22 protein-coding genes, 1 tRNA gene and 3 pseudogenes are annotated in these 23,861 nt (G+C 73.2%); 9 read left to right on the forward strand and 17 right to left on the reverse strand.

Annotated features, from left to right (window positions below; genetic code table 11):
- Positions 1-86: 86 nt before the first annotated feature.
- The 7 genes and pseudogenes from QQK45_RS23205 to QQK45_RS11160 all read right to left on the reverse strand — a co-directional run bounded on the left by QQK45_RS23205 (position 87) and on the right by QQK45_RS11160 (position 6,253).
- Positions 87-1,690, reverse strand: a pseudogene (locus QQK45_RS23205) (AtzH-like domain-containing protein).
- On the reverse strand, positions 1,687-2,817 hold the full coding sequence (locus tag QQK45_RS11130; RefSeq protein ID WP_284293305.1) for an acetamidase/formamidase family protein: 1,131 nt from the start codon (positions 2,815-2,817) through the stop codon (positions 1,687-1,689). Before QQK45_RS11130 ends, QQK45_RS23205 begins: the two are co-directional and overlap by 4 nt.
- Positions 2,814-3,442, reverse strand: a pseudogene (locus QQK45_RS23210) (LOG family protein). Before QQK45_RS23210 ends, QQK45_RS11130 begins: the two are co-directional and overlap by 4 nt.
- A 55-nt stretch (positions 3,443-3,497) precedes the next feature.
- Positions 3,498-4,088 (reverse strand): iron-sulfur cluster-binding domain-containing protein, encoded by a 591-nt coding sequence (locus tag QQK45_RS11145; protein ID WP_284293306.1) that lies wholly within the window; start codon positions 4,086-4,088, stop codon positions 3,498-3,500.
- A gap of 14 nt (positions 4,089-4,102) precedes the next feature.
- The gene (locus tag QQK45_RS11150; RefSeq protein WP_284293307.1) at positions 4,103-4,465 is read right to left on the reverse strand and encodes a hypothetical protein; all 363 of its coding nucleotides are present in this window, start codon (positions 4,463-4,465) and stop codon (positions 4,103-4,105) included.
- Positions 4,462-5,541, reverse strand: a complete 1,080-nt coding sequence (locus QQK45_RS11155) for an aromatic ring-hydroxylating oxygenase subunit alpha (protein ID WP_284293308.1) — start codon at positions 5,539-5,541, stop codon at positions 4,462-4,464. Before QQK45_RS11155 ends, QQK45_RS11150 begins: the two co-directional genes overlap by 4 nt.
- Before the next feature lie 319 nt (positions 5,542-5,860).
- On the reverse strand, positions 5,861-6,253 hold the full coding sequence (locus QQK45_RS11160; RefSeq protein WP_284293309.1) for a LapA family protein: 393 nt from the start codon (positions 6,251-6,253) through the stop codon (positions 5,861-5,863).
- Positions 6,254-6,434: 181 nt separating this feature from the next.
- On the opposite strand from QQK45_RS11160, the gene QQK45_RS11165 reads away from it, so the two are divergent.
- Positions 6,435-6,686: a hypothetical protein gene (locus QQK45_RS11165; RefSeq protein WP_284293310.1), complete on the forward strand. Its 252-nt coding sequence runs from the start codon at positions 6,435-6,437 to the stop codon at positions 6,684-6,686.
- Between the two features lie 102 nt (positions 6,687-6,788).
- Here the strand turns inward: QQK45_RS11165 and QQK45_RS11170 are convergent, their stop codons facing one another.
- Positions 6,789-8,111, reverse strand: a complete 1,323-nt coding sequence (locus QQK45_RS11170; RefSeq protein WP_284292202.1) for an ISL3 family transposase — start codon at positions 8,109-8,111, stop codon at positions 6,789-6,791.
- Positions 8,112-8,225: 114 nt separating this feature from the next.
- Positions 8,226-8,301 (reverse strand) — tRNA-Lys (locus QQK45_RS11175).
- Positions 8,302-8,550: 249 nt separating this feature from the next.
- On the opposite strand from QQK45_RS11175, the gene QQK45_RS11180 reads away from it, so the two are divergent.
- Entirely contained in the window at positions 8,551-8,832 is a 282-nt protein-coding gene (locus QQK45_RS11180) for a Fe-S cluster assembly protein HesB (protein WP_284293311.1), read from the forward strand.
- A gap of 85 nt (positions 8,833-8,917) precedes the next feature.
- Here the strand turns inward: QQK45_RS11180 and QQK45_RS11185 are convergent, their stop codons facing one another.
- Positions 8,918-9,634 carry a M50 family metallopeptidase gene (locus tag QQK45_RS11185; protein WP_284293312.1) on the reverse strand — a complete coding sequence of 239 codons (717 nt, stop codon included), beginning with the start codon at positions 9,632-9,634 and terminating at the stop codon, positions 8,918-8,920.
- Between the two features lie 44 nt (positions 9,635-9,678).
- Between QQK45_RS11185 and QQK45_RS11190 the strand changes: the two genes are divergently transcribed.
- The 3 genes from QQK45_RS11190 to msrB all read left to right on the forward strand — a co-directional run bounded on the left by QQK45_RS11190 (position 9,679) and on the right by msrB (position 12,974).
- Positions 9,679-10,629: an MsnO8 family LLM class oxidoreductase gene (locus QQK45_RS11190; RefSeq protein WP_348525212.1), complete on the forward strand. Its 951-nt coding sequence runs from the start codon at positions 9,679-9,681 to the stop codon at positions 10,627-10,629.
- A gap of 293 nt (positions 10,630-10,922) precedes the next feature.
- Positions 10,923-12,452 carry a DEAD/DEAH box helicase gene (locus tag QQK45_RS11195; protein ID WP_284293313.1) on the forward strand — a complete coding sequence of 510 codons (1,530 nt, stop codon included), beginning with the start codon at positions 10,923-10,925 and terminating at the stop codon, positions 12,450-12,452.
- Positions 12,453-12,533: 81 nt separating this feature from the next.
- Entirely contained in the window at positions 12,534-12,974 is a 441-nt protein-coding gene (gene msrB / locus QQK45_RS11200; RefSeq protein WP_284293314.1) for a peptide-methionine (R)-S-oxide reductase MsrB, read from the forward strand.
- 4 nt (positions 12,975-12,978) lie between these two features.
- Here the strand turns inward: msrB and QQK45_RS11205 are convergent, their stop codons facing one another.
- The 3 genes from QQK45_RS11205 to QQK45_RS11215 form a co-directional block, all read right to left on the reverse strand.
- Positions 12,979-13,485 (reverse strand): MarR family winged helix-turn-helix transcriptional regulator, encoded by a 507-nt coding sequence (locus QQK45_RS11205; protein WP_284293315.1) that lies wholly within the window; start codon positions 13,483-13,485, stop codon positions 12,979-12,981.
- A gap of 79 nt (positions 13,486-13,564) precedes the next feature.
- Positions 13,565-15,301 carry an MDR family MFS transporter gene (locus tag QQK45_RS11210; RefSeq protein WP_284293316.1) on the reverse strand — a complete coding sequence of 579 codons (1,737 nt, stop codon included), beginning with the start codon at positions 15,299-15,301 and terminating at the stop codon, positions 13,565-13,567.
- Positions 15,298-15,924 (reverse strand): MarR family winged helix-turn-helix transcriptional regulator, encoded by a 627-nt coding sequence (locus tag QQK45_RS11215; protein ID WP_284293317.1) that lies wholly within the window; start codon positions 15,922-15,924, stop codon positions 15,298-15,300. The genes QQK45_RS11210 and QQK45_RS11215 overlap by 4 nt, the downstream gene beginning before the upstream one ends.
- 110 nt (positions 15,925-16,034) lie before the next feature.
- Between QQK45_RS11215 and QQK45_RS11220 the strand changes: the two genes are divergently transcribed.
- The 3 genes and pseudogenes from QQK45_RS11220 to QQK45_RS11230 all read left to right on the forward strand — a co-directional run bounded on the left by QQK45_RS11220 (position 16,035) and on the right by QQK45_RS11230 (position 18,520).
- Complete coding sequence (locus QQK45_RS11220; RefSeq protein ID WP_284295026.1) at positions 16,035-16,634, forward strand: hypothetical protein; 600 nt, start codon at positions 16,035-16,037, stop codon at positions 16,632-16,634.
- Between the two features lie 252 nt (positions 16,635-16,886).
- Positions 16,887-17,510: a DUF47 domain-containing protein gene (locus tag QQK45_RS11225; protein WP_284293318.1), complete on the forward strand. Its 624-nt coding sequence runs from the start codon at positions 16,887-16,889 to the stop codon at positions 17,508-17,510.
- A gap of 6 nt (positions 17,511-17,516) precedes the next feature.
- Positions 17,517-18,520 (forward strand): annotated as a pseudogene (locus tag QQK45_RS11230) (inorganic phosphate transporter).
- Positions 18,521-18,526: 6 nt separating this feature from the next.
- Here QQK45_RS11230 and QQK45_RS11235 read toward each other — a convergent pair.
- Positions 18,527-19,030 (reverse strand): GNAT family N-acetyltransferase, encoded by a 504-nt coding sequence (locus QQK45_RS11235; RefSeq protein WP_284293319.1) that lies wholly within the window; start codon positions 19,028-19,030, stop codon positions 18,527-18,529.
- Positions 19,031-19,032: 2 nt separating this feature from the next.
- Positions 19,033-19,560: a MarR family winged helix-turn-helix transcriptional regulator gene (locus tag QQK45_RS11240; protein WP_284293320.1), complete on the reverse strand. Its 528-nt coding sequence runs from the start codon at positions 19,558-19,560 to the stop codon at positions 19,033-19,035.
- A 106-nt stretch (positions 19,561-19,666) separates the two neighbouring features.
- Between QQK45_RS11240 and QQK45_RS11245 the strand changes: the two genes are divergently transcribed.
- Complete coding sequence (locus QQK45_RS11245) at positions 19,667-20,299, forward strand: FMN-dependent NADH-azoreductase (protein WP_284293321.1); 633 nt, start codon at positions 19,667-19,669, stop codon at positions 20,297-20,299.
- On the opposite strand, the gene QQK45_RS11250 is transcribed toward QQK45_RS11245, so the two are convergent.
- Entirely contained in the window at positions 20,220-21,383 is a 1,164-nt protein-coding gene (locus QQK45_RS11250) for an NUDIX hydrolase (RefSeq protein WP_348525213.1), read from the reverse strand. The genes QQK45_RS11245 and QQK45_RS11250 overlap by 80 nt on opposite strands.
- A gap of 29 nt (positions 21,384-21,412) precedes the next feature.
- Complete coding sequence (locus QQK45_RS11255; protein WP_284293323.1) at positions 21,413-23,752, reverse strand: RNA degradosome polyphosphate kinase; 2,340 nt, start codon at positions 23,750-23,752, stop codon at positions 21,413-21,415.
- Between the last annotated feature and the right edge of the window lie 109 nt (positions 23,753-23,861).

The following is a 23,861-nucleotide window of genomic DNA, read 5'->3' on the forward strand; positions in this document are numbered from 1 at the left end:
GGCCCATGAGGAGCCGGCGCGGCGGGTCGATCGCGGGGAAGGTGCGACCGCGGCGGGGGCGGCGGGGCTGCGGGTCTCGAGCGTCGTCATGGTGTGGTCCTTGCTGGCGCGGTCACGGGTTCGTCGTGCCGGATGGGGCGGAGGGCGGCGGCGACCTGGTGGGCGAGCGCGAGCGTCGCGAGGTCGCCGTCGCGCGTGCCGACGAGGCTCAGACCGACGGGTCCGCCGTCGACGGTCATCACGGGGGCCGACACCGCGGGGCGGCCCGTGATCCCGGCCAGGCAGGTGAGGCGGAGGGTCGCGGCGCGGCTCGCCTCGACGACCGAGGCGGGGGCCGCGGCGTCGGGTGCGGGTGACGAGGCCGAAGGCAGCAGCAGGACCCGGCCCTCCGCCCGGTCCTCGATCCGTGTGCGAGCGTCCGCGACCACGCGGTCCGCAGCCGCGGCCTCGGCGGCCGTGACCCGGGCCGCAGCCGCGAACCGGGCCGCGACCTCGGTGCCGAGCGCGCCCGGGTGGGCCGTGACCCATGCGCCGTGCTGCTGCCACGCCTCGTACGCCTGGGTGACGCGGAACGCCTCGTACAGGTCGCCGAGGTCGCCCACGTCCACGGCGACGGGGTCCACGTCGAAGCCGGCGGCGGTCAGGGTGTCGACAGTGCGGCGGAACGTCTCGGCGACGGGCGCGTCCAGGCCCGCAGACCACAGGTCGACGACCGCCAGCCGCCCAGCGCCCGCCCGCTGCGTCGCCCCCGCGAGGCCGACGCACGCGACGTCGAGCAGGGTCGCGGCGTCGCGAGCGAGCCACCCGACCGTGTCGTAGCGGGGCGCGAGCGGCACGAGCCCCTCGCGGGACACCGCGCCGTGTGTCGTCCGCAGGCCCCACAGGCCCTGGTAGGACGCGGGGACACGGATCGAGCCCGCCGTGTCCGTCCCGAGCCCGATGCTCGCCTGCCCGAGCGCGACGGCGCTCGCGGGACCGCTCGACGAGCCCCCGGGAGGCCCCCGGGCACGGCGGCGTTGACGGGCGTCCCGTAGTGCGGGTTGCGGCCCGCGACGCTGTACGCGAGCTCGTCCGTCCGGGCGATCCCGACGACACTCGCGCCGGCGTCGAGCAACGTCTGCACCGCGGGTGCGTGCGCGGGCTCGGGCGAGCGCCCGGCGAGGAACGACGGGACGCCTGCGCCGACCGCGAACCCCGCGACCGCGAACAGGTCCTTGACCGCCACGCCCTGCCCGCGCAGCGGGCCGTCGGGCCTGCCCGCAACCAGCGGGGTCCCGGCGACCCGCCACACGCTCGGGTCGAGCGCGCCGGGCGGCGTGTGGCTCACGTGCGCCGCGGTGACCTGCCAGCCGGCGGTCCCTCGCCGCCAGAGCTGGGTCTGCTGCCCGACGCCGCCCGCGTCGTTCCGCGTGACGGCGACGACGAGAGCGACGTCGTCGGCGGCGCGCTGCACGTGGACCTGCGTGACGGCGCGTGCCGGGGCCCCGCCGCGGGCCGCGCGGAACGCGGCGATGCGGTCGTGCCCGACGAGCAGCCCGCGTGCGTCACCCCGCAGCGTCGCGTCGCCGGGGGCGAACCGCCGGTCGAGGGACGCGACGTCGTCCGCCATGAGCGCCGCCTCGTACGCCCAGAACGCCTCGATGAGGCCGTCGGGCGCCGGGTCGCCCGCGAACGGGACCGGCGGCGTCATGCGATCTCCGCGATCCGGATCCGCGCGTGCACGCCCTTCACCCGGTCGACGACCTGCGAGATGTCGAAGTCCGTCGCCGCGCTCAGGTAGGCGAGTGCGTGCGCGCGGTCGAAGCCGTAGCGGGCCGTGAGCAGCGCGATCGCGTTCCGCACGCACGCGCGCACGGCCTCGTCGAGGTCCTCGTCGAGCCCGGTCGGGACCAGGTGGGTGGGGGTCTCGACGAGCGGACCCGTGAGCTCGCCGAAGCGTTCCGTCGCGACGGCCGCGGGCACGACGTCGAACCGGATGGTCGCGCGCAGCGAGCCCTCGACGGCGGTGAGCGCGACCTCGCCGTCGCCCTGCGCGAAGTGCGGGTCGCCCACGTAGGCGAGCGCGCCGGGCACCTGGACGGGCAGGTGCAGGGCCGCCCCCGGCGTGAGCAGGCGGATGTCCACGTTGCCGCCGTGCGGGCCCGGCGGGACCGAGTGGGCGCGCTCGTCGGTCGCGGTCGCGACGCCCATGATCCCGAGGAACGGGTCGGCGGGGAACTCGACCGTCCGCTCGCCGGCGCCGCGCGGCATGCTCAGCGTGTACGAGCCCGGTCCGTCCGCGCGCAGGCGCGTGAAGACGCTGACCGTCTCCGGCCCCTCCGGGAGCTCTCCCGGGAGCGCGCCCCGCCCGTGGCGGTTCGAGACGACGCCGTAGCCGACGCGCGGCACGACCTCGACGACCGTCATGGTGAGCACGTCGCCGGGCAGCGCCCCGCGGACGGCGATCGGTCCGGTGACGACGTGCGGGCCGTCGTCGTGCGGGTCGCGCGGCCGGTCCGAGGCCGCGAGCGCGATGCCGTCCGCGAGCACGTCGCCGGGGTCGACGCCGTGGCGCGCGAAGAACGCGACCGGGTCCCGGCCCTGGTCCTCGAGCAGGCCCTCGTGGCTGACCGTGTCGATGGTGACCTCGGTGCCGGGGTCGACCGTGAGGACGGGGGCGTCCGTCGCGCAGGGGAGCCGCCCCCACAGCACGTGTGCGGGGTCGGCGCTGAGGTAGGTGGCCGCGCGGACCGGGCCCCGCCCGGGCTGCAGGGTCGGGACGACGACGGCGTCCCGCACGGCGGTCACGGCGCCGACGGCGGGTGCTGAGGCGGTCACGGGGCGACCGCCGCGGCCAGCCGGTCCGCCATCTCGGCGCCCGGCGAGGCGTCCGAGCGCGCGGGCGGGCGGTACGTCCGCAGCCGCTCGAGCGCGTCGTCGACGTCGTCCGCGACCACGAGCATGTCCACGTACCGCGGGTGCGTGAAGCCCCGGTCCCGCATGCCCGCGACGAACGCGAGGAGCGGGTCGAAGTAGCCGCCCACGTTGAGGACGCCGCACGGCTTCTCGTGCAGGCCGAGCTGCGCCCACGTCCACTGCTCGGTGAGCTCCTCGAGCGTGCCGGGGCCCCCGGGAGGGCGAGGAAGCCGTCTGCGCGCTCGGACATGATCGTCTTGCGCTCGTGCATGCTGTCGACCAGGACGAGGTCGGTGAGGTCCTCGTGCACGGCCTCGCGCGCCTGCAGCGCAGCGGGGATGACCCCGGTGACGTGCGCACCCGCCCGCAGCGCGGCGTCGGCGACGGCGCCCATGAGCCCGACGTGGCCGCCCCCGTAGACGAGGTCCATGCCGTGCCGGCCGATCGCGCGGCCGACCTCGACGGCCGCCGCCCGGTAGAGGGGGTCGTGGCCGGGCGCGGAGCCGCAGAACACCGTGAGGGTGAAGCGTCGGGGTGCAGGCGTCATGGGGCCTTCTCTCGCTCGGTTCGGACGGCCGTTCGGTCGGGACGGTCGGGTGGTGTCACACGGCCAGGGTCAGGGTGGGGGTCTGCGACCGTGAGCAGCACACGTTGACCTGCGTGTTCGCGGCGTGCTCGTCGGGGCTCTGCACCTCGTCGCGGTGCTCGGGGACGCCGTCGACGACGCCCGTGAGGCACGAGCCGCAGATCCCCTGCTCGCAGGACAGGAAGACCTCGAAGCCCGCGCGCTGCAGGACCTCGGCGATCGTCTCGTCCTCGCCGACGTCGAGGCGCTGCCCGGTCGAGGCCGCGACCACGGTGAACGCGTCGCCGCCGGTCTCGACGGGCACGGCCCGCTCGAAGTGCTCGACGTGGACGTCCGCCCGCGGCCACTCGAGCGCCGACGCGCACGCCGTCGCCGAGGCGACCAGGCCGAGCGGCCCGCACACGTACAGCGCCACCCCGGGTGAAGGGCGCGGCACGACGCGCGGTGCGTTGCTCCGGAAGCTGTCCCCGTACGCGCTGAAGTGCGTGACGACCCGGTCGCGCCACGGTCGGGTCGCCAGGTGCGCGCCGAGCGGCAGGGTCGCGGCCGACGGCGTGTAGACGTGCAGCTCGAACGACCGACCCTCCCGGTGCAGGCGCTCGGCCATCGCGACGAGCGGGGTCAGCCCGATCCCGCCGGCGACGAGGACGCTGTGCTCGGCGTCGGGGTCGAGCGCGAACGTGTTGCGAGGCGCCGAGACCTGCAGGCGGTCGCCGGGGCGGACCGTGTCGTGGACGGCCGCCGACCCGCCGCGGCCCGCCCGCTCGCGCAGGACGGCGACGAGGTAGCGGGAGGGGTCGTCGTCGCTCCCGACGAGCGAGTACTGCCGGACGAACCCCCGACGTGGACGTCCACGTGCGCGCCCGCGGTGAACGGCGGGAGGCTCGTGGCGCCGTCGGCGGGGCCGAGGTCGAGGAGCACGACCCGCTCGCCCGCGGGCTCGACGCTCCGGACGACGACGTCGACCAGCTCGGGCGCGCTCATGCCGTGAAGAACGCGCTCAGGCCGACGTCGCGCAGCGCCCGCCGGTAGGCGATCGAGGACCGGTCGGCGGGGATGTGGACCTCGAGCTTCGGGTCGAGCGGCAGGTTCTCCGGCTTCTGGTTCTCCACCATGGCCCGGTCCTCCTCGAAGACCTGCCGGTTGAAGTCGTAGACGTCCTGGACCGGCTTGTCGGTGTCGAAGTTGCGGCACCGCGCGTCGAACAGGCGCGTCTTCTTCGCCGAGACGGGCGAGGCGGCGTTCATCATGCTCAGGCGGGCGCCGTCGGGGAAGTGGACCACGAGGCTCGCCGTGAACGGGACGTGCAGCCGGTAGTGCCGGAGCCACAGGAAGCCGTCGGGGATGTCCGCTTCGACGCCGAGCGGGACGTTGCCCATGCTCGACCAGTACTCGGTCTCGAAACCGTCCGCCGTGGTGACCGGGGTGTAGTCGGGGACGACCGGGTTGGACGAGTCCGCGAACGACTTCTCGTGCACGAACGCGAAGTGCGCGACGTCGAGGAACCCCTCGACCTGCCGCCCCGCGAACGCCTCGATGTCGATCCACGGGCAGTTGATCTGCTGGAACCCGGCGTCGTCCCAGTGCGGGACCGGCGGGATGTCGGGCTCGTCGCCGGGCTGCGCTGCGAGGCACGCCCACACCAGCCCGTACCGCTCGACGGCGCCGTACGACCGCAGGTGCATGCGCTCGGGGATCTTGTCGTCGGGGTGGGCCGGGATCGACGTGCAGCGGCCCGCGGCCCCGAAGCGGAGCCCGTGGTACGGGCACTTGATGCCCTTCCCGTCGTGCTGGTCCTCGCCGAGGCTCAGCATCATGCCGCGGTGCGTGCACAGGTTGTCGGCGACGACGACCTCGCCGTCGAACCGGTAGACGACGAGCGGCACGTCGAGCAGCGTCGCGCCCAGCGGGCCCTCGGTGACCTCGCCGCTCTTCGCGACCGGGTACCAGTAGCGGGTCAGCACGCGCCAGTCGTCGGGCTCGAACGTGAGGTTGCGGGGCAGGGGCAGTGGGGGCGCGGCCGGTGGTGTGGTGGGTGCGTCAGGGGTCAGCAAGGACACGGGAGGCTCCTTCGGGGGCGGTGGGCGAGCGGGGAGGACGGCAGCCGCACGACGGCGGGCGGCAGGTCAGGCGCTCGGATGCCCGTGGGCGATGGTGCCCCGGTTCCAGCAGGACGGGCCTTGCGAGGACTCCATGCGGGCTCGCCTCCTCGTCCTGGAACCGTTCGGGACCTCTCGACGGTGACGTTAGCCACCGGCTGTTTCCGTCGGGTTACAGCGCGGGATCGGGCGCGCGACACGCGCAGCGGAGCCCCGGTCCGCGTTTCCGCGGCCGGGGCTCCGCAAGGGTGCTCGGGCTCGGCGGCTCGAGCGACGCCGCCTACAGGGTGCGGCCTCGGCGGGCGCGTCGACGGACCCGGCCGACCCGGATCTCCGCGAGCACGAGGGCGATGAACGCGACGCCCACCGCTGTGACGAGCAGGGAGAGCGCGAGCGGGACGGATCCGGACCAGCCGAGGAACGACACCTGCGCGTTCGCGGTGTTCTGGAGCAGGAAGATCAGCAGCGCCACGACGACGACGGCGACGAGGACCAGGCCCACCCAGAAGCGCGCGGCGGGCCGGGAGGTCTCCTTCGTGGCGGGCACGAGGGCCGGGCCGCTGGTCGGTGGTGTCGTCTGCGGGACCGTGACCGGGCCAGGCGCCGACGTGGAGGACTGCGGGGAGACGGGCATGATGCCCTCCTTGCCGAGGTTCGACGGTCGGCTTCCCACTTTCTGAAGAAACTCCGCGCCGGATATTTCTATTCTACTGCCGGCGGAGCCGAAAAGCGCGGGTCGACGAGCTCCCATTTTTTCTTTCCGCGACCCGTCGCTCGGGAATTTCGGAGTAGAATGAAGAAATCAAGCCGCCGCGGACGCGACGCGTTCGGGCGGTCGATGTGAGGAGCCCGCCATGGGCAGCGACAAGATGCGCCGGGCACAGCCGGCAGAACCCGCCGAGACCGAGGTCCGGCGCGACGACATGCGCGATGACACGATCGACGAGAGCGTTCCCGCCGGGGCGGCCAGCCGGACGAAGGCAGGCTTCAGCAAGTCCGGCCGGCGGGTGGCCGAGGCGGCAACCGGGGCCAAGGACACGGTGCGCGACGCCGTCCAAGACGTCGGGAAGACCGTCGCGGACGCGACGCGGCACGTGTTCAAGTAGACACGTCTTCAGGTAGAGGTGTCGGATCGGCCGGTCGGTCGAGTTCTCGCCTGAAAGAGCCCGCTCCTTCCATGAAGATGGAAGGAGCGGGCTTTTGGTGGCTCATCCCAATCGAGGGTGTAGTCGGGGTCTGAAGCCGCCGGTCTCCAGGAGGGATCTGGCGATGTAGTTGGTCAGGTTGCGGAATCCGAGGGCGGACCCGCGGAGGTGTTCGAGCCGGCCGTTCAGGGCCTCGGTCGGGCCGTTGGATGTGCCGGGCCGGTCGAAGTAGGCCAGCACGTCGGCGGCGCGCTTGGTCAGCGTCCGGCCCAGCGTGATCAACTCGGTCAGCGTCTTCGGGACGCCGGCGCTCAGGTCGGTGATGAGCTTGTCCATCAGCTCGCGGCCACGGCGACGATCTTCGTGGCGGTAGGCGGTGATCATGCGTTGGTAGATGCCCCAGGTCGCTTCGACCTCGACGTGTTGGTCGTCGGTGAACAGGGCAGTGATCCGCTCGACCTGACGGTCGGTGAGCAGGCCGGCGCCGGTGTGCAGGGTCCGCCTGGTCTTGTAGAGCGGGTCGTCCTTGAACCCGCGGTGGCCAAGGATCCGCAGCTGGACGCGTCGCCGACACCGGTCGAGGGCGTCGCCGGCCAGCCGCACGACGTGGAAGGGATCCATCACTGCGACCGCGTCCGGGACCTCCTCAGCGGCGGCTGTCTTGAACCCGGTGAACCCGTCCATCGCAACGACCTCCACGCCGTCACGCCACGCCTTCGCCCTGGCCGCGAGCCAGGTCTTGAACGCGGACTTGGAACGGCCGGCGACCATGTCCAGCAACCGCGCGGGCCCGGTGCCGTCGCGGACCGGGGTGAGGTCGATGACCACGGTCACGTACTTGTCACCCCGCCTGGTGTGCCTCCACACGTGCTCATCGACGCCGATCACGGCCACACCCTCGAACCGGGCCGGGTCATCGATCAGGACACGCTGCCCTTCGCCCAGAACGGCGTCGTTCGCGGTGTCCCACGCGACTCCGAGACCTTCGGCGACACGGGCCACGGTCAGGTGCTGCACGACGATCCCTTCCAGCGCCCACCGCAGCCCGGCTCGCGACAACTTCGCGCGCGGTTCGGCCGCCGCGGTGGTGTCTTGTCGCCACACGTGTCCGCACTCGCGGCACCGGTAGCGGCGCACGAGGACTTCGAGGACGGTCGGGCGCCAGCCCAGCGGCTCGTGCGCGAGTCGCCGAACCACGCTGTCACGTGCAAGACCTTCCCCGCCGCAGCGGCGGCACCAGCGGTCGGGCTCGACAACGCGGCACGCGAGGACGGCACGGTCGAGCTCAAGGCGCTGGCCGACCACAACCAGGCCGAGGCCGTCGAGTCGGGCGAAGGTCGTCAGGTCGGGGTGGCCGAATCCAGCCGGCGGGGTAGCGTCAAGCACGTCGAGGTCTTCCAGATGGTGAGCGTCAGAACTTCCATCTTCGGGAGACCTCGACACCTACCCGCGGACCGACGCGCCAGCCCGACCTACACCCTCATCTGGGAAGAGCCTTTTTGGTGGGCCCCGTGGGGCTCGAACCCACAACCTACGGATTAAAAGTCCGCAGCTCTGCCAATTGAGCTAGAGGCCCGGGCGCGGTGGACCGCGACCCGCCGCGAGTCTACGCGGCGCTCGGCCGCCGGTGCGGGTGGTCGGGGGCGAGGCGCGCGGACCTTACGCGACACCCCGTCGACTGTGCACACCTCGTCCCGCTCAGCGGGAAGATCGTGCCAAAACGCCCCGAAGCGCTTGCTGGTGCGGGCCGCCGGATGCTCGGGTGGAGACGTCAGCGAGGCCCGCCCCCGGGGGCACGGCCCTCACCGGAAACGAGAGGAGCATCATGCTCACCCTGACCGAGAACGCCCGGACCGCCGTCGTCGGACTCGCCTCCCAGGCCGGTGTCGGACCCGACGGGGGCCTGCGCATCGCGGAGTCGCCGACGGTCGCCGGCAGCCTCGAGCTCGCTGTCGTGCCGGCGCCGCAGGCCGACGACCAGGTGGTCGTCGAGGACGAGGCCCGTGTCTTCGTGGAGGCCGCGACCGCCCCGGCGCTCGACCACCTCACGCTCGACACCGACCCGGCGGCGTCCGGGACGGCGTTCGTGCTCGCGCCGCAGCCCTGAGCGACGACGAACATCGCGCCCGGGCCGTGCCCGGGTGCTGCGAAGGCCCGACGGTGGTGCGCCGTCGGGCCTTCGCACGTCCGCGTCATGGCCAGAGCAGGCGCCCGCCGAGCACGGCGCAGCCGACGGTGACGAGCCCGAACACGACCACCCAGAACAACCCGGGGACACCTGTGAGCCGGGCCAGGAGGTCCGCGTCCGACGACCGGGCCCGACCCCGCCGCCGGTCCGCCTGCAGCTCCACGACCGGCCGGACGGCGCCCAGCAGCAGGAACCAGCTCAGCGTCCACGCGATGCCGACCTGCCACCGGGCGTCGAGCCACCAGGTCACGACGAACAGCAGCGCGCCGGTCATGAGGACCGACCACAGCCCGTACCAGTTCCGGATCTGCAGGAGCAGCAGGGTGAGCGCGACGAGGACGAGCCACAGCACCCCGACCCCGTACCCGCGGCTGGTGAGCCATGCGGCGCCGAGCCCCAGCACGCCCGGCCCGACGTAGCCCGCGAACCCCGTCGCGACCATCCCGAACCCGCGCGTCCGGCCCTTCGAGACAGTCAGGCCCGAGGTGTCGGAGTGGAGCCGGATCCCCGCGAGCCTGCGCCCGCACAGGACTGCGACAACGCCGTGCGCGCCCTCGTGCGCGATCGTGATGACGTTCCGCGCGACCCGCCACACGGGGGTCACGAGCACGACGAGCGCGGCCACCGCGGCGGCCGTGAGCGCGACTCGCGCGTCGGGGGCAGGCGCGACGGTGGTGGCGCGATGCCAGATGTCGGAGAGGACGTCGGTCACGGCGCCCATCGAACCATGCGGAATGCTCCGCCCACCCGGGAGGTTGCCCGAGCATGACCGACCGCGCGCTCCGGCTGTCCGTGCTCGACCTCGTCCCCGTCCGCTCCGACCAGTCCACCGCGGACGCCCTGGCGGCGACCCTTGCGCTGGCCCGGACCGCCAACGACCTCGGCTTCACCCGCTACTGGTTGGCCGAGCATCACAACATGCGTGCGGTCGCGGCCACCAACCCGCCCGTCCTCATGGCCCTCGTCGGGGCGGCGACGTCGCGCATCCGGATCGGCTCGGGCGGCGTCATGCTCCCCAACCACGCGCCCCTGGCAGTCGCGGAGCAGCTCGCGCTGCTCGAGGCCGCGTTCCCCGGCCGCGTGGACCTCGGCATCGGGCGCGCGCCCGGCAGCGACCCCGTGACGAGCCACCTGCTGCGCCGCGGCGTCCGGCCCGACGACGGCGTGGACGCCTTCCCCGACGACGTCGCCACGGTCGCGGGTCTCCTCGCGCCCGGTGGTGTGTCGCTCGCGCTCGGGTCGCAGCGCTACGACCTCGCCGCGACCCCGCGCGCCACGACCGAGCCGACGATCTGGCTGCTCGGCTCCTCGATGTACTCCGCGCAGCTCGCCGCGGCGAACGGGCTCCCGTACGTGTTCGCCAACCACTTCGGCGGCGGTGGCACGCTCGAGGCGCTCGCGGCCTACCGGTCGCAGTTCCGCCCGTCGGAGCGCCTCGCCGAGCCGCGGACGATCGGCGTCGTGAACGCGGTCGTCGCCGAGACGACGGAAGAGGCCCGGCGGCTCGCGCTCCCGCAGGCCCGCAGCATGTGGCGCCTGCGATCGGGTGGCCCGCTCGCCCCCAGGAGCTCGTCGAGGACGCCGAGGCGGCTCCGCTGCCTGCCGCCGACCAGGCCGCCGCGGAGCGGCTCGCGCAGTCGTGGATCGTCGAATCGCCCGACGAGGCGGCGGCCCGGGTCCGCGCCGTCGCCGACGAGTTGCGCACCGACGAGGTGATGGTCGCCCCGATCGCCGGGGCTCACACGGGTACGGGAGCGGCGTCGTCGCCGGCGCGCGAGGAGACCCTCCGCCTGCTCGCCGCAGCCCTGCTCTGAGGTCCTCCCAGGTCCGTGTGGGAGACTAGGCACCAGGCAGCGCGACTCCCGCGCGCCTGACGTCGTGGAGATTCCCCCGAGACCCTCGCGCGGCGACCACGACCTACCCAACCCGTCCGACCGGAGCGCCGATCGTCGAGCACGCGTGCGTGCCGCCCGTCGAGCGCCCCGCGCGCCGGACGCGAGAGGCTTCTCATGACATCCCGTTTCACCGACTTCGCCCTGCCCGCCGCCGTCGTGCGTACGCTGGCCGACCAGGGCATCGAGTCCCCGTTCCCCATCCAGACGGCGACCCTCCCCGACACGCTCGCCGGGCGCGACGTGCTCGGCCGCGGCCGCACCGGCTCGGGCAAGACGCTCGCGTTCTCGCTCCCGGTCGTGACGCGCCTCGCGGCGTCGGGCACCCGTCGCCAGGCCCGCCGGCCCCGCGCCCTCGTCCTGGCGCCGACCCGCGAGCTCGCCAACCAGATCGACGCGACCCTCGCGCCCCTCGCGAACGCGCTCGGGCTGCGGACCACGACCGTGTTCGGCGGCGTCGGGCAGGGCAAGCAGGTCGCCGCGCTCGACGCCGGCATCGACGTCCTCGTCGCGTGCCCCGGCCGCCTCGAGGACCTCCTCAACCAGAAGCTCCTCACGCTCGACGGCATCGAGATCACCGTCCTCGACGAGGCCGACCACATGGCCGACCTCGGGTTCCTGCCCGGTGTGAAGCGGATCATGGACCGCACCCCCAAGCAGGGCCAGCGGCTCCTGTTCTCCGCGACGCTCGACAACGGCGTGGACAAGATCGTCCAGCGCTACCTGCACGACCCCGTCACGCACGCCGTCGACCCGGCCGCCGCGCCCGTCGCCGAGATGACGCACCACGTCCTGCTCCTCGCCGACGCCGGAGTCAAGAAGCAGCTCGTCCACGACCTCGCGTCCGGGACGGGCCGTCGCGTCCTGTTCATGCGCACCAAGCACCAGGCCAAGAAGCTCGCCAAGCAGCTCACCGCCGACGGCGTCCCCGCCGTCGAGCTCCACGGGAACCTCGGCCAGGGCGCGCGCGAGCGCAACCTCGAGGCCTTCACGTCGGGGGCCGTCAAGGTCCTCGTCGCCACGGACATCGCGGCGCGCGGCATCCACGTCGACGAGGTCGAGCTCGTCGTGCACGTCGACCCGCCCGCCGAGCACAAGGCGTACCTGCACCGCTCCGGCCGCACCGCGCGTGCCGGGTCGGGCGGCGACGTCGTGACGCTCGTCCTGCCCGAGCAGACCGGCGACGTCAAGGACCTCCTGCGCAAGGCGCGCATCACGGCGGCCCCGCGTCGCACCGGCGTCGGCGACCCGCAGGTCGAGGCGCTGATCGGCGAGCGCGCCGCCTACGTGGCGCCCGCCGCCCCGCCTGCGCCCCAGCAGCGCGGCGGCTCGAAGCCCGCCGGTGCCGCGTCGTCGTCGGGCGGGAGCTCGGCCGGGCGTCGCCGCCGGGGCCGCGGCGGCTCGGGTGCCGCGGGCGGCGGCCAGCAGCAGGCCGCGCGCGGCGCGCAGGGCGCCCGGACCCAGGGCCAGCGCCAGGGGGCGCAGCCCGCCCAGGCGCGCTCGACGTCGCAGCCCGCGTCGCGCGGTGCAGCCGGTGCGGCCGCGGGCGGGTCGTCGTCCGGTGGCGGCCGTCGTCGGGGTGGTCGCGGCCGTGCTCAGCGCGGTGCCGGCAGCCCCGCCGTCTACTCGACGTCCACGCCCCGCTGACGCTCGACCCCGGCGTCACTGTCGGCGCCGGGGTCGGAACACGCGGGTGCGCCCTACGGTTGGAAGAGCCGGAGGTGCCTGATGTCCCTGAACAACCTGTTCTCCCAGCCGAGCCCTGCGAACGGCTACGAGGTCACCAAGACCGACGCCGAGTGGAAGGCCGAGCTCGACCCCCAGGAGTACGCGGTGCTGCGCCACGCGGCGACCGAGCGCCCGTGGACCGGTGAGCTGCTCGACGAGAAGCGCACCGGCGTGTACCGCTGTCGGGCGTGCGGCCAGGAGCTCTTCCGCTCCGACACCAAGTTCGACTCCCACTGCGGGTGGCCGAGCTTCTTCAAGCCGCAGGACTCGGACGCCGTCGAGCTGATCGAGGACCGCACCCACGGCATGGTGCGCACCGAGGTGCGCTGCGCGCGCTGCGGCTCGCACCTGGGGCACGTCTTCGACGACGCGCACCAGACCCCGACCGGCGACCGCTACTGCATGAACTCGGTGTCGCTGAGCTTCGAGCCGGGCGCCTGAGCGCCTACTCGGCCTCCCGCCCACGCACCTCGTCGACGCTCGCGCTGTAGCGCGCGAGGAGGTTCGCGAGCGTGGAGACGTCGTCGTCCGGCCAGTCGGCGAAGACCTCCGAGAGGTACTGGAGGCGCGCGGCGCGCGCCGCCTCGACGTGGGCGTGGCCGGACTCGGTCGCGGTGAGGAGCTGGCCCCGGTTGTCCTCGGGGTCGACTGCGCGGTGGATCAGCCCGAGCTCGTCGAGGCGGCTGAGCTGACGCGAGATCGTGGCCCGGCCGATGCCGAACCGCCGCGCGAGCTCCGTGGCGTGGACGCCCGGCTCGGCGACGATGATCGCGAGCAGCGGGTAGGCGCTCGCGTCGAGGTCGGGGTGGATGCGTCGCGCGAGCTCCGACTGGGCCGCGGCGGCGCGGCGCAGCACGATGCGGAGCTCCTGCTCGACTCGGTTGAGGGGCGGGCGGGCGGCGGTGCCCGCGGTCGCGGCCGGGCTGGGACCGGCGGTGCTGCCAGTAGTCATGCGGCCTATTGTGACGGCAACGGGGCGGCTACCACCACAGTGGTAGCCGCCCCGTTCTGGTGCGCGTGGGAGAAGAGCGTCAGCCCTGGCCGACTCCGGCGTCCTGCCGGGCCGCGTGGCGCGGCTCCGGCTCCTCGGAGCTGGTGGGCGCGACGACGGACATCGCGGCGTCGAGCTCCGCGCGGTGCTCGGCCTGCGCGGCCGTCAGCCCGCCGCCCGCGGCGCCGTCCTGCTCGTCGAGCATCAGCTCGACGCCGGACTTCGTGCCGAGCGGGATCTCCTTGAGCAGCAGGCAGGCGATCACGGTGACGAGCGCCAGCGGGGCGGCGACGAGGAAGATCTCGGCGACGCCGTCGCCGTACGCCCGCTCGACGACGGTCCGGACCGGGCCGGGGAGCGTGTTCACCTCGGGGAGCGAGCTGCCGCTCGAGAGGCCGGTGGTCACGCCCAGCTTGGCGAGGCCCTCCGTGAGCGACGACGTCACCTTGGTGGTGAGGACGGCGCCGAGCACGGACACGCCGATCGTGCCGCCGAGCGTGCGGAAGAAGGCGACCGTCGCGGTGCCCGCGCCGACCTCGTGGACGTCGAGCTCGTTCTGCACGGCGAGGACGAGGTTCTGCATGAGCATGCCGACGCCGATGCCGAGGATCGCGAGGAAGATGCCCACGGTCACGAAGCTCGTCTGGTAGTCGATGGTCGACATGAGCAGCAGACCGGTCGTGAGCAGTGCGCCGCCCGCGACCATGAAGTACTTGTACCGGCCGGTGCGCGCGATGAGCTGGCCGACGACGACCGACGACACGAGCATGCCCGCGACCATCGGGATGGTCAGCAGCCCGGACTCGGTGGGCGTGCGGCCCTTCGCGATCTGGATGTACTGGCTCAGGAACACGGTCGAGCCGAACATGGCCACGCCGACGGCGATGCTTGCGATGACGGCGAGCACGAACGTCCGGTTCTTGAACAGGTGCATCGGGATGATCGCCTGGGTGCCGAGGCGCTTCTCGACGAGCGCGGCCGCGGCGAGGAGCACGAGCGACCCGCCGACCATGGCGAAGGTCTGCCAGGAGAGCCAGTCGAAGTTGCTGCCCGCGAACGTGACCCACAGGAGCAGCAGCGCGACGCCGGCCGCGATCAGGCCCGCACCCCAGTAGTCGATCTTGGAGTCGCCCTTGGTCCGCTTGGGCAGGTGCAGCGTCTTCTGGAGGACGGCGATCGCGACGATCGCGAACGGCAGGCCGACGAAGAAGTCCCACCGCCAGCCGATCGAGTCGGTCAGGGTGCCGCCGAGGATCGGGCCGCCGACCATCGAGATGGCCATGACGCCGCCCATGAGGCCCATGTACTTGCCGCGCTCGCGCGGGGAGACGATGTCGGCGATGAGGACGGTGCCGAGGGCGGTGAGACCACCGGCGCCGATGCCCTGGAAGGCGCGGAAGAGGATGAGCTCGCCCACGTTCTGGGACAGACCGGCCGCGGCCGACGACAGCACCGCGACGACCAGAGCCACCTGGACCAGCAGCTTGCGGTTGGTCATGTCGGCGAGCTTGCCCCAGATGGGGGTGGTAATCGTCGTGGTGAGGAGGGTCGCGGTGACGACCCACGTGTAGGAGCTCCCCGAGCCGTGGAGCTCGGAGACGATCTTCGGCAGCGAGGACGAGACGACGGACGTCGCGAGGAGGGCGACGAACATCCCGAGCAGGATGCCCGACATCGCCTCGAGCGTCTCGCGCCGGGTCATGGCGGGCTTTCCGGCGGTGGGCCCGGTCCCGGAGGGTGATCCCTCCGCGACGGTGGCTTCGGTGGTGGTGGTCATACGGTGGTGCCCTTTCCGGTCATGGCACGGTGGTCAGGGGTGTCGTGGTGTCGGACGACGCTGTCCGCGATCTTGCGGAGCTGCAGGACGGCGTCCTGCAGCTCGTCCGGGGACCAGTCCCCGAAGACGTGGCGGGCGCGTTCGCGCCAGACGGCGAACGCCTCGGCCGCGAGCTCGCGTCCGCTGTCGGTGAGCGCGAGGGTGCGGGCGCGGCGGTCGTCGGCGTCGACCGCCCGTTCGACGTACCCGTCGCGCACGAGCGCGCCGACCTGACGGCTCGCGACGGAGACGTCGATGCGCATGGCGTGGGCGAGGTCGCCGATCTGCAGCGGGACCTCGTTCTTCTCGAGGATCCGCAGCACGGCGAGGCTCGACCGGGCGCAACCGAGGTCGCGTGCGGTCGTGCTCGCCGACTCGCGCTGTGCGCGGCCGAGCTCTTCGAGCGCGCCGACGAGGCCGTCGACGGTCGCGGCGTCCGCGCCGAGGCCGGGGATGCCGTGCCGTGCCGCCGGGGCGGGGGCTGGGGGGTGAGGGTGCTCATGTCTGCCTGCTTCCGGGACGGTCGGGTGCCGTCCACAACATTTGCTCTTAGCAATGATAGAACGCTTGCTTGCATCAAGCAACTAGAGCCTGCTGTGGCTCCGCCGTGCCCTCCCGCGGAGCCGCCGCGTGCGACGCTGGACGCATGACACCGCCCTCCGACGAGCGGGCCCGGCGACCCCGCCGACCCGCGATGCTCGACCCGCGCGACGCCGACGAGATCCCCGGCGGGCTCGACCCCGCCCTGCGCGACCAGGTCGCCCACACCACCGCCGCCTCGCTCGTCCGGGGCGCACGGGAGACCGAGGATCCCGCCGTCGTCGACCGGCTCGTGCGGCTCGTGGAGCGTGAAGGGCTCGACGTCGTGGCCGGGCTCTGGTCCGACGCCGCACCCGCCACCCTCCCCGGCGCCCTGTGGCGGCTCTACGCGTTGCGCGAGTGGGTCCGCCGCGACGGGGAGGTGGTCGCCATGCGCTACCGGCTCGGTGTGCACGCCGCCCCCGTCGCCGAGGTGGTCGCCGGCGTCGCCAGCCCGCCCGGGCCCGACGAGGTGCGCCGCGTCGCCGACGACGTCCTCTCCGGCGTGTACGCGGGCGACCTCGCGGTCGCGCTCGAACGGGCCGCCGCCTTCTGCCGCATCCTCGCGATCGGCGCCACGCACGACGCCGACTCCCGCGACGACATCGACGCGGCCTGGGCGCAGCGTCTCACCCGCGGCGCCGCCTCGCTGCAGGGCACGGCCGAGGAGCTCGAGCACGCCGCCTCGCTGTGGCGCCAGGGCAAGCTCGACTGACCGCCGCGGCGTCGGGCACGAGCCCGCGGCCCGTAGGATAGGGACCGCGACACCGGGTCGCGGTAGCCCCGGGCTCCACACTCAGCCGCTACGAGCGGCCTTCGCGCCGACAGGCGCTCCCGGCCCGGTGTCGCGCTCACCAGGACGCGACACGCCCCGGTTACGAGGCGCACAGAGCGCTCCGTTACATTGGAACCGTCCTGCGGGGCCACGACCTGCTCGTGACCCCTCGCACCCCCTCCGGAGCCCACCGTGCCCCTGCGCCTGACGCCGCGCGACACCACGTTCTTCGACCTCCTGACGGAGCTCGCCCAGCACCTCGTGACGGGGTCCAACCTGCTCGCCGAGATGCTCGGGGCAGACCGGCCCGAGCGCAAGGAGCTCGCCAAGCAGCTCAGCGAGGCCGAGCACGACGCCGACGAGTCGACCCACTCGATCATGCGCCGCCTCAACCAGACGTTCGTCACCCCGTTCGACCGCGACGACATCTACGGGCTGACGTCCGCGCTCGACGACTGCATGGACTACATGGAGGAGGCCGCGGACCTCATCGTCCTGTACCGGATCGGCGAGCTCCCCGCGCGCGTGTCCGACCAGGTCCAGGTCCTCCAGCGGGCCGCGGAGCTCACCGCCGAGGCCATGCCGCGGCTCCGCTCCAACCTCACCGACCTCGCCGAGTACTGGGTCGAGGTCAACCGCCTGGAGAACCAGGCCGACAAGGCGCACCGCAAGCTCCTCGCCGAGCTGTTCGACAACGTGTCCGACCCCATCGAGCTCATGAAGCTCAAGGAGGTCGTGGAGATCCTCGAGGCTGCGGCCGACGGTTTCGAGAAGGTGGCCAACACCGTCGAGACCATCGCGCTCAAGGAGTCCTGAGCCCCGGTGGAAGCGGCACTCGTCGTCGTCATCGTCGCGCTCGCCCTCGGGTTCGACTACACCAACGGCTTCCACGACGCGGCGAACGCGATCGCGACCTCGGTCTCCACCCGGGCGCTCACCCCGCGGATCGCCCTGACCATGGCCGCCGTCATGAACTTCGTCGGCGCGCTCCTCGGCACGGCCGTGGCGGAGACGATCGCGAAGTCGATCGTCGACCTCGGGGACGCGTCCAACAACCAGTCGCTGACCGTCATCCTGTGCGCCCTGATCGGCGCGACCTGCTGGAACCTCATCACCTGGTGGTTCGGGCTGCCGTCGTCGTCGACGCACGCGCTCATCGGCGGGCTCGTCGGCGCGGGCGTGGTGGGGGTCTCGGCATCTACTGGTCCCACGTGTGGGACAAGGTCGTCATCCCGATGGTCTTCTCGCCGGTGCTCGGCTTCTGCCTCGCGTTCGCGGTCATGATCGGGGTCCTCTGGCTGTTCCGGAACGCGGCACCCGCCAAGACGTTCCGCCGATTCCGCCTCGCGCAGACCGTCTCGGCGTCCGCGATGGCGCTGGGCCACGGCCTCCAGGACGCGCAGAAGACGATGGGCGTCATCTACCTCGCGCTCCTCACCGTCGGCTGGGCCGACCCGGACGCGGGCATCCCGCTCTGGGTCAAGATCTGCGCCGCGGGAGCGATCTCGCTCGGGACGTACTCGGGCGGTTGGCGCATCATGCGCACGCTCGGCCGCAAGATCATCGAGGTCGACCCCGCTCGCGGTTTCGTCGCCGAGTCGGTGTCCGCGTCGATCCTCTACGTGAGCGCGTTCGCCCTGCACGCCCCGGTCTCGACGACGCACACCGTGTCGTCCGCGATCATGGGCGTCGGCGCGACCAAGCGGCTCAGTGCGGTGCGTTGGGGCGTCGCGAAGAACATCGTGCTCGCCTGGGTGCTGACCCTGCCCGCCGCGGCCGCGGTGGCCGCGCTGTTCTACGCCGTCCTGCACCCGTTCCTGACGTAGCGGGGCTCAGCCGAGCCGGGCGCTCAGCAGGATGCCCGTGCCGCCGTCGAACGAGACCCCACGGAACGCGGCCCCGCGGGCGACCTCCACGAACCCCCAGCGGGCGTGGAGCGCCAGCGAGGCGGCGTTCCGCGCGTTCGCGAAGTAGAGGGCGGTGTCCGAGCGCGCACGGATCCAGTCCAGGCGGGCCTGCGTGAGCAGGGTCCCCGCGCCGAGCCCCCGGACGTCCGGGGCGACGGCGATCCCGCCGAGGTAGTGGCCCGCGGGCGCCGGGCCGTCGGCGTCGGGGTAGTGGTGCGTCTTGGCCCAGCCGACGACGTCCCCACCCGCGAGCGCGACGACGCCGAGCCGGTCGGGGTCCAGGACGGCCTCCCGCAGGGCGTGCGCCGCCGCTGCCGAGGAGGTGCGACCGACGGCCGCCTGGACGGCGCTCACTGCGGGGACGTCGTCGGGCGTGGCCTCGCGGACGGTGACCGGGTCCGTGGGGTGGGCGTCGGCCGGGCCGGGCACGGTCAGCAGAGGGGGCCGGTCGGGGCGGTGCAGGGCGTCGTGCCGAGCGACGCGTCGACCTCGGGGTCGGTCGCGCCGACGATCGCCCGGGCGGCGTCCCCGAGCTGGGCGAGCTGCTCGGGTGTCAGCGTGTCGACGACGAGCCTGCGGACCTCGCGCAGGTGACCGTCCGCGACCGTGCGCAGGCGGGCCGCGCCGGCGGGCGTCAGGACGGCGCTCGTCCGCCGGCCGGCCTCGGTGCAGCTGACGCGCTCGACCCAGCCCGCTCGCTCGAGGCGCGTCACGGCGTGGGAGAGGCGCGACGCCGAGCCCTGGGCGCTGAGCGCGAGGTCGGTCATGGGCAGGACCTGCCCGGGGGCGGCCGACAGCGCGGCGAGCACGTGGTACTCGTACAGGTTCATGCCGGCGTCGCGCTTGAGCTGGTTGTCGAGCGCCGTCGGGAGCGTCGCGAGGAGCGCGGCCAGCGCCGTCCAGGCCTCGGACTGGGCGCCGGACAGCGCGGGCGCTGTCTGGGTCGCCTCGGTGCTCATGCGCTCGAGTCTAGCTGACTTGAACATTCAAGTAAGGGGGCGTACCGTTCGCCTTGAACATTCAATGCGACCCGGGTCGCCGTGGCCCGAGGATCAGGAGCCCCTCATGAACGTCCTCCGCGTGGACGCGAGCATCCAGGGCCCGGCGTCGGCCAGCAGCGCGCTCGCCGACCTCGTGACTACCGAGCTCGTCGATGCCCGGCCCGACGTCACCGTCGTCCGGCGTCACCTCGGCGCCGAGCCGCTGCCCGCCGACGCGTGGGCCACCGCGGTCGGGGCGGGCTTCACGCCCGAGGCCGACCGCACCCCCGAGCAGCACGACGCGCTCGCCCTCGCCGGGTCCGTGGCCGAGGAGCTGCGCTCCGCCGACGCGGCCGTCCTCGCCCTCCCGCTCTACAACTGGGGCGTCTCGCAGCACGTCAAGACGTGGATCGACCTCGCGATCGCCGGCGGCGGCGCGGGGACGCCTCTGCTCGAGGGCACGCCCACCGTGCTCCTCACGACCCGCGGTGGCTCCTACGCGCCCGGCACTCCCAAGGAGGGCTGGGACCACAGCATCGACTACCTGCGCCGCATCCTCGCGGACGTCTGGAAGGCCGACCTCACGGTGATCGAGCGCGAGTTCACGCTCGTTGGCGTCAACCCCGCGCTCGACGAGTTCACCGAGGCCGCAGCGCTCCTGAAGAAGGAGGCGGACGCGTCCGCCGTCGCCGCGGGGCGTGCGCTCGCAGCGCGCTGAACCAGCTGTCAGAGGGCCGGCGTGATCGTCTCGGCCGCCACGACGCGCGGACCCTTCGCGGTGAGCGCGACGTGCGCGACGAGCGCCTCCCCGGGCTCCAGGTACGGGTCCTTGCGGGGAGCGCGTCCGCGACGTTGCGGCCCGTGTGCTCGGACAGAACGTCGAGGACCGTGGGAAGCACGGGCCGGTGCGTGCACAGCACCGACGACTCCTCGGCCTCGAGGAGCTCCCGGACGGTCGCGGCCACGCGGGCGGGCGACTTCTCGTGCTGGGCCTCGGTGAGCGGGCCGTGCCGCCGCGTCTCGAGCCCCGACGCGCTCGCATACGGGGCGACGGTCTGGGCGCACCGCGTCCACCGGCTCGTCACGAGGTCGCGCACGCCGTAGGCGGCCAGGACGGGCACGAGGGCCGCGGCCTGCGCCCAGCCCGTCGGCGTGACGGGCCGGGCGTGCTCCTTGCCGGCCCACTGCGCGCGCTGGACCGCGCTGCCGTGCCGGGCGACCACCACGGCGTGCGTGGTCAGGCGGCCGTGCGCGTGCGCGTCGAGCAGCGCGACGAGCGGCTGGCGGTCCGCCGTGCGGGTCAGCCGCCGCGCGGCCTCCTCGACGCCGAGCCACTCCTTGTGGTCGATCTCGCGCTCGTCCACGGGTGCGACGGGGTGGCGGGCGCGGATCGCTGGGGCGTCGGCGTCCGAGGCGGTCCGTGCGGCCCAGTAGTACACGCGCTTCACGCGCCCGTCGGGCACCAGGTACTGCAGTCCGGGCAGAGGCTGCCCGAGCACGACGGCGAGCCCCGTCTCCTCCTGGACCTCGCGCACGGCCGTGGCCGCGCGCGACTCGCCCGGGTCGACCTTGCCCTTGGGCCACGACCAGTCGTCGTACCGGGGCCGGTGGATCAGGAGCACCTGGAGCTGGTGGTGGCGCTCGCGCCACACGAGCGCGCCGGCGGCCTCGATGAGCCGCGACCGGGCGCGCGGCAGCGTGCGGTGCTGCGTCATCTCGACCGGGTTCAGCACCGTCGGCCGCCGGGACGTGGCCTTGCTCGGCTTCGGTGACTCGTAGGGCGTCGTCAGCACGGGGCTCACGCCGCCGACCGCCCTCCTCGAGCCCTGCGTCACGAGGCGACCGCCCGCGCCGACGACAGCTGGGCTCGTTGACGCGCGATGAGCACGTCCTGCAGGTCGGCGAGCGGCTCGCCGTCCACCTGCCGGTCGTGCCGCACCCACGTCCCGTCGGGTTGCAGGTGCCAGCTGCTCGTCGTGTCCGCCATCGACAGGTCGAAGAGCTCGAGCAGCTCGTCGAGCTGGCCCGGGTCGGTGAGGCGCACGAGCGCCTCGACGCGGCGGTCGAGGTTGCGGTGCATGAGGTCCGCGGACCCGATGAAGATCTCCGGGCCGGGGCCTGCGCCGTCGGACGTCCCGGTGACAGCGGGCTCGTCCGACGGCTGGCCCGACGAGTTCGCGAACGCGTAGATGCGCGAGTGCTCGAGGTACCGGCCGAGGATCGAGCGGACGCGGATCGTCTCCGACAGCCCGGGGACGCCGGCCCGGAGCGCGCAGATGCCGCGCACCACCAGATCGACCGGGACACCCGCCTGGGATGCGCGGTACAGCGCGTCGATGGTGGCCTCGTCGACGATCGAGTTGACCTTGATCCTGATCCACGCCTCGCGGCCCTCGAGCGAGGCCCGGCGCTCGCGCTCGATCCGCTCGATCAGGCCCATCCGCACGGCCCGGGGCGCCACGAGGAGACGGTGGAACGTCGAGCGCGGCGCGTACCCCGACAGCTGGTTGAACAGCCTCGTGAGGTCCTGTCCGACGTCGGGGTCGCACGTCAGCAGCCCGAGGTCCGTGTACAGGCGCGCGGTCTTCGGGTTGTAGTTGCCGGTGCCGACGTGGCAGTAGCGGCGCAGCGAGCCGTCGGGCTCCTGCCGCACGACGAGCGCGAGCTTGCAGTGCGTCTTCAGGCCCACGATCCCGTAGACGACGTGCACGCCGGCCTGCTCGAGCTTGCGCGCCCACGAGATGTTCGCCTGCTCGTCGAACCGTGCCTTGATCTCGACGAGCGCGAGCACCTGCTTGCCCGCCTCGGCCGCGTCGATGAGGGCGTCGACGATGGGCGAGTCGCCGGAGGTCCGGTAGAGCGTCTGCTTGATCGCGAGCACGTGCGGGTCCGCCGCGGCCTGCTGGACGAACGTCTGCACCGACGTCGAGAACGAGTCGTACGGGTGGTGGAGCAGGATGTCCTGCTCGCGGATCGCCGCGAAGATGTCCGTCGGGAGGGCCGACTCGACCTCGGCGAGGAGCCGGTGCGTCGTCGGGACGAAGCGCGGGTAGTGCAGCTCGGGGCGCTCGAGGTCCGCGATCACGTTGAGGCCCGTGAGGTCGAGGGGCGCCGGGAGCGTGTAGACCTCCGAGGCGTCCATCCCGAGCTCCCGGATCAGCAGCTCGCGGATGCGGGGGCTGATGCCCTCGGCCAGCTCGAGCCGCACCGGCGGCCCGAACCGGCGCCGGAGGAGCTCCTTCTCCATGGCCTTGAGGAGGTTCTCGGCATCGTCCTCCTCGACCTCCACGTCCTCGTTGCGGGTGACTCGGAACGTGTGGTGCTCGAGCACCTCCATGCCGGGGAAGAGGTGGTCGAGGTGCTGGCCGATGACCTCCTCGATCGGGACGAACGACGTCGGACCCTTCTCCGGGTCCGCGGTCTGGGAGCTCGGCGCCGACGGGCGGCCCCGCGCGTCGACGGCGATGAAGCGCGGCAGCAGCGGCGGCACCTTGACCCGGGCGAAGTGCTCCTTGCCCGTCGCGGGGTTCACCACGACGACCGCCAGGTTCAGCGAGAGCCCCGAGATGTACGGGAACGGGTGGGCGGGGTCGACCGCCAGCGGCGTCAGGACCGGGAAGATCTGCTTGCGGAAGTACTTGCGCAGCCGGTCCTGCTCGTGGTCCGACAGCTCGTCCCAGTGGACGAGCGTGATGCCCTCGCCGACCAGCGCCGGCTGCACCTGCTCGCGGAACACGCGCGCGTGCTGCGCCATGTGCGCGTGCGCGTGCTCGCTGATGGCCTCCAGCACCTGGTGCGGGGACAGGCCCGACGCCGCCGTCATCGCGATACCCGTCGCGATGCGGCGCTTCAGGCCGGCGACTCGGACCATGAAGAACTCGTCGAGGTTCGACGCCACGATCGCCAGGAAGCGGACCCGCTCGAGCAGCGGCAGGGTGTCGTCCTCGGCGAGCTCCAGGACCCGGCGGTTGAACGCGAGCCAGCTCACCTCGCGGTCGAGGAAGCGGTCGTCCGGGAGGTCGGGGAGCGCCTCCCGTTCCTGCCCGTCGCCGGCCGCGGGCAGGCCGGCCAGCGCGTGGCCGCTCACGTCGTCGGAGATGTGCTCCGCGATGTGCGCGGCCAGCTCGGGCTCGAGAGTGGCTTGCGTGGTGCCGGCGGTGCCCTCAGTCATGACCTCATGGTGGCACCGAATCGTGAACACCGGGTGACGTGACGCACGTGCCGGAGGCACCGCGGGTGCCCGCCGCGTCGGCGCAGGGGAGGGTGGGCACGACGCGACC

It is taken from the genome of Luteimicrobium album, from assembly GCF_030161555.1.
GTDB lineage: Bacteria > Actinomycetota > Actinomycetes > Actinomycetales > Cellulomonadaceae > Luteimicrobium > Luteimicrobium album.

Bases quoted from the DNA above. Each gene is read 5' to 3' on its own strand.
- QQK45_RS11145 (WP_284293306.1), bottom strand. From the start codon at position 4,088: ATGGCCGAGCGCCTGCACCGGGAGGGTCGGTCGTTCGAGCTGCACGTC.
- QQK45_RS11150 (WP_284293307.1), bottom strand. From the start codon at position 4,465: ATGAGCGCGCCCGAGCTGGTCGACGTCGTCGTCCGGAGCGTCGAGCCC.
- QQK45_RS11165 (WP_284293310.1), top strand. From the start codon at position 6,435: ATGGGCAGCGACAAGATGCGCCGGGCACAGCCGGCAGAACCCGCCGAG.
- QQK45_RS11180 (WP_284293311.1), top strand. From the start codon at position 8,551: ATGCTCACCCTGACCGAGAACGCCCGGACCGCCGTCGTCGGACTCGCC.
- QQK45_RS11185 (WP_284293312.1), bottom strand. From the start codon at position 9,634: ATGGGCGCCGTGACCGACGTCCTCTCCGACATCTGGCATCGCGCCACC.
- QQK45_RS11190 (WP_348525212.1), top strand. From the start codon at position 9,679: ATGACCGACCGCGCGCTCCGGCTGTCCGTGCTCGACCTCGTCCCCGTC.
- QQK45_RS11195 (WP_284293313.1), top strand. From the start codon at position 10,923: ATGACATCCCGTTTCACCGACTTCGCCCTGCCCGCCGCCGTCGTGCGT.
- msrB (WP_284293314.1), top strand. From the start codon at position 12,534: ATGTCCCTGAACAACCTGTTCTCCCAGCCGAGCCCTGCGAACGGCTAC.
- QQK45_RS11205 (WP_284293315.1), bottom strand. From the start codon at position 13,485: ATGACTACTGGCAGCACCGCCGGTCCCAGCCCGGCCGCGACCGCGGGC.
- QQK45_RS11210 (WP_284293316.1), bottom strand. From the start codon at position 15,301: ATGACCACCACCACCGAAGCCACCGTCGCGGAGGGATCACCCTCCGGG.
- QQK45_RS11220 (WP_284295026.1), top strand. From the start codon at position 16,035: ATGCTCGACCCGCGCGACGCCGACGAGATCCCCGGCGGGCTCGACCCC.
- QQK45_RS11240 (WP_284293320.1), bottom strand. From the start codon at position 19,560: ATGAGCACCGAGGCGACCCAGACAGCGCCCGCGCTGTCCGGCGCCCAG.
- QQK45_RS11245 (WP_284293321.1), top strand. From the start codon at position 19,667: ATGAACGTCCTCCGCGTGGACGCGAGCATCCAGGGCCCGGCGTCGGCC.
- QQK45_RS11255 (WP_284293323.1), bottom strand. From the start codon at position 23,752: ATGACTGAGGGCACCGCCGGCACCACGCAAGCCACTCTCGAGCCCGAG.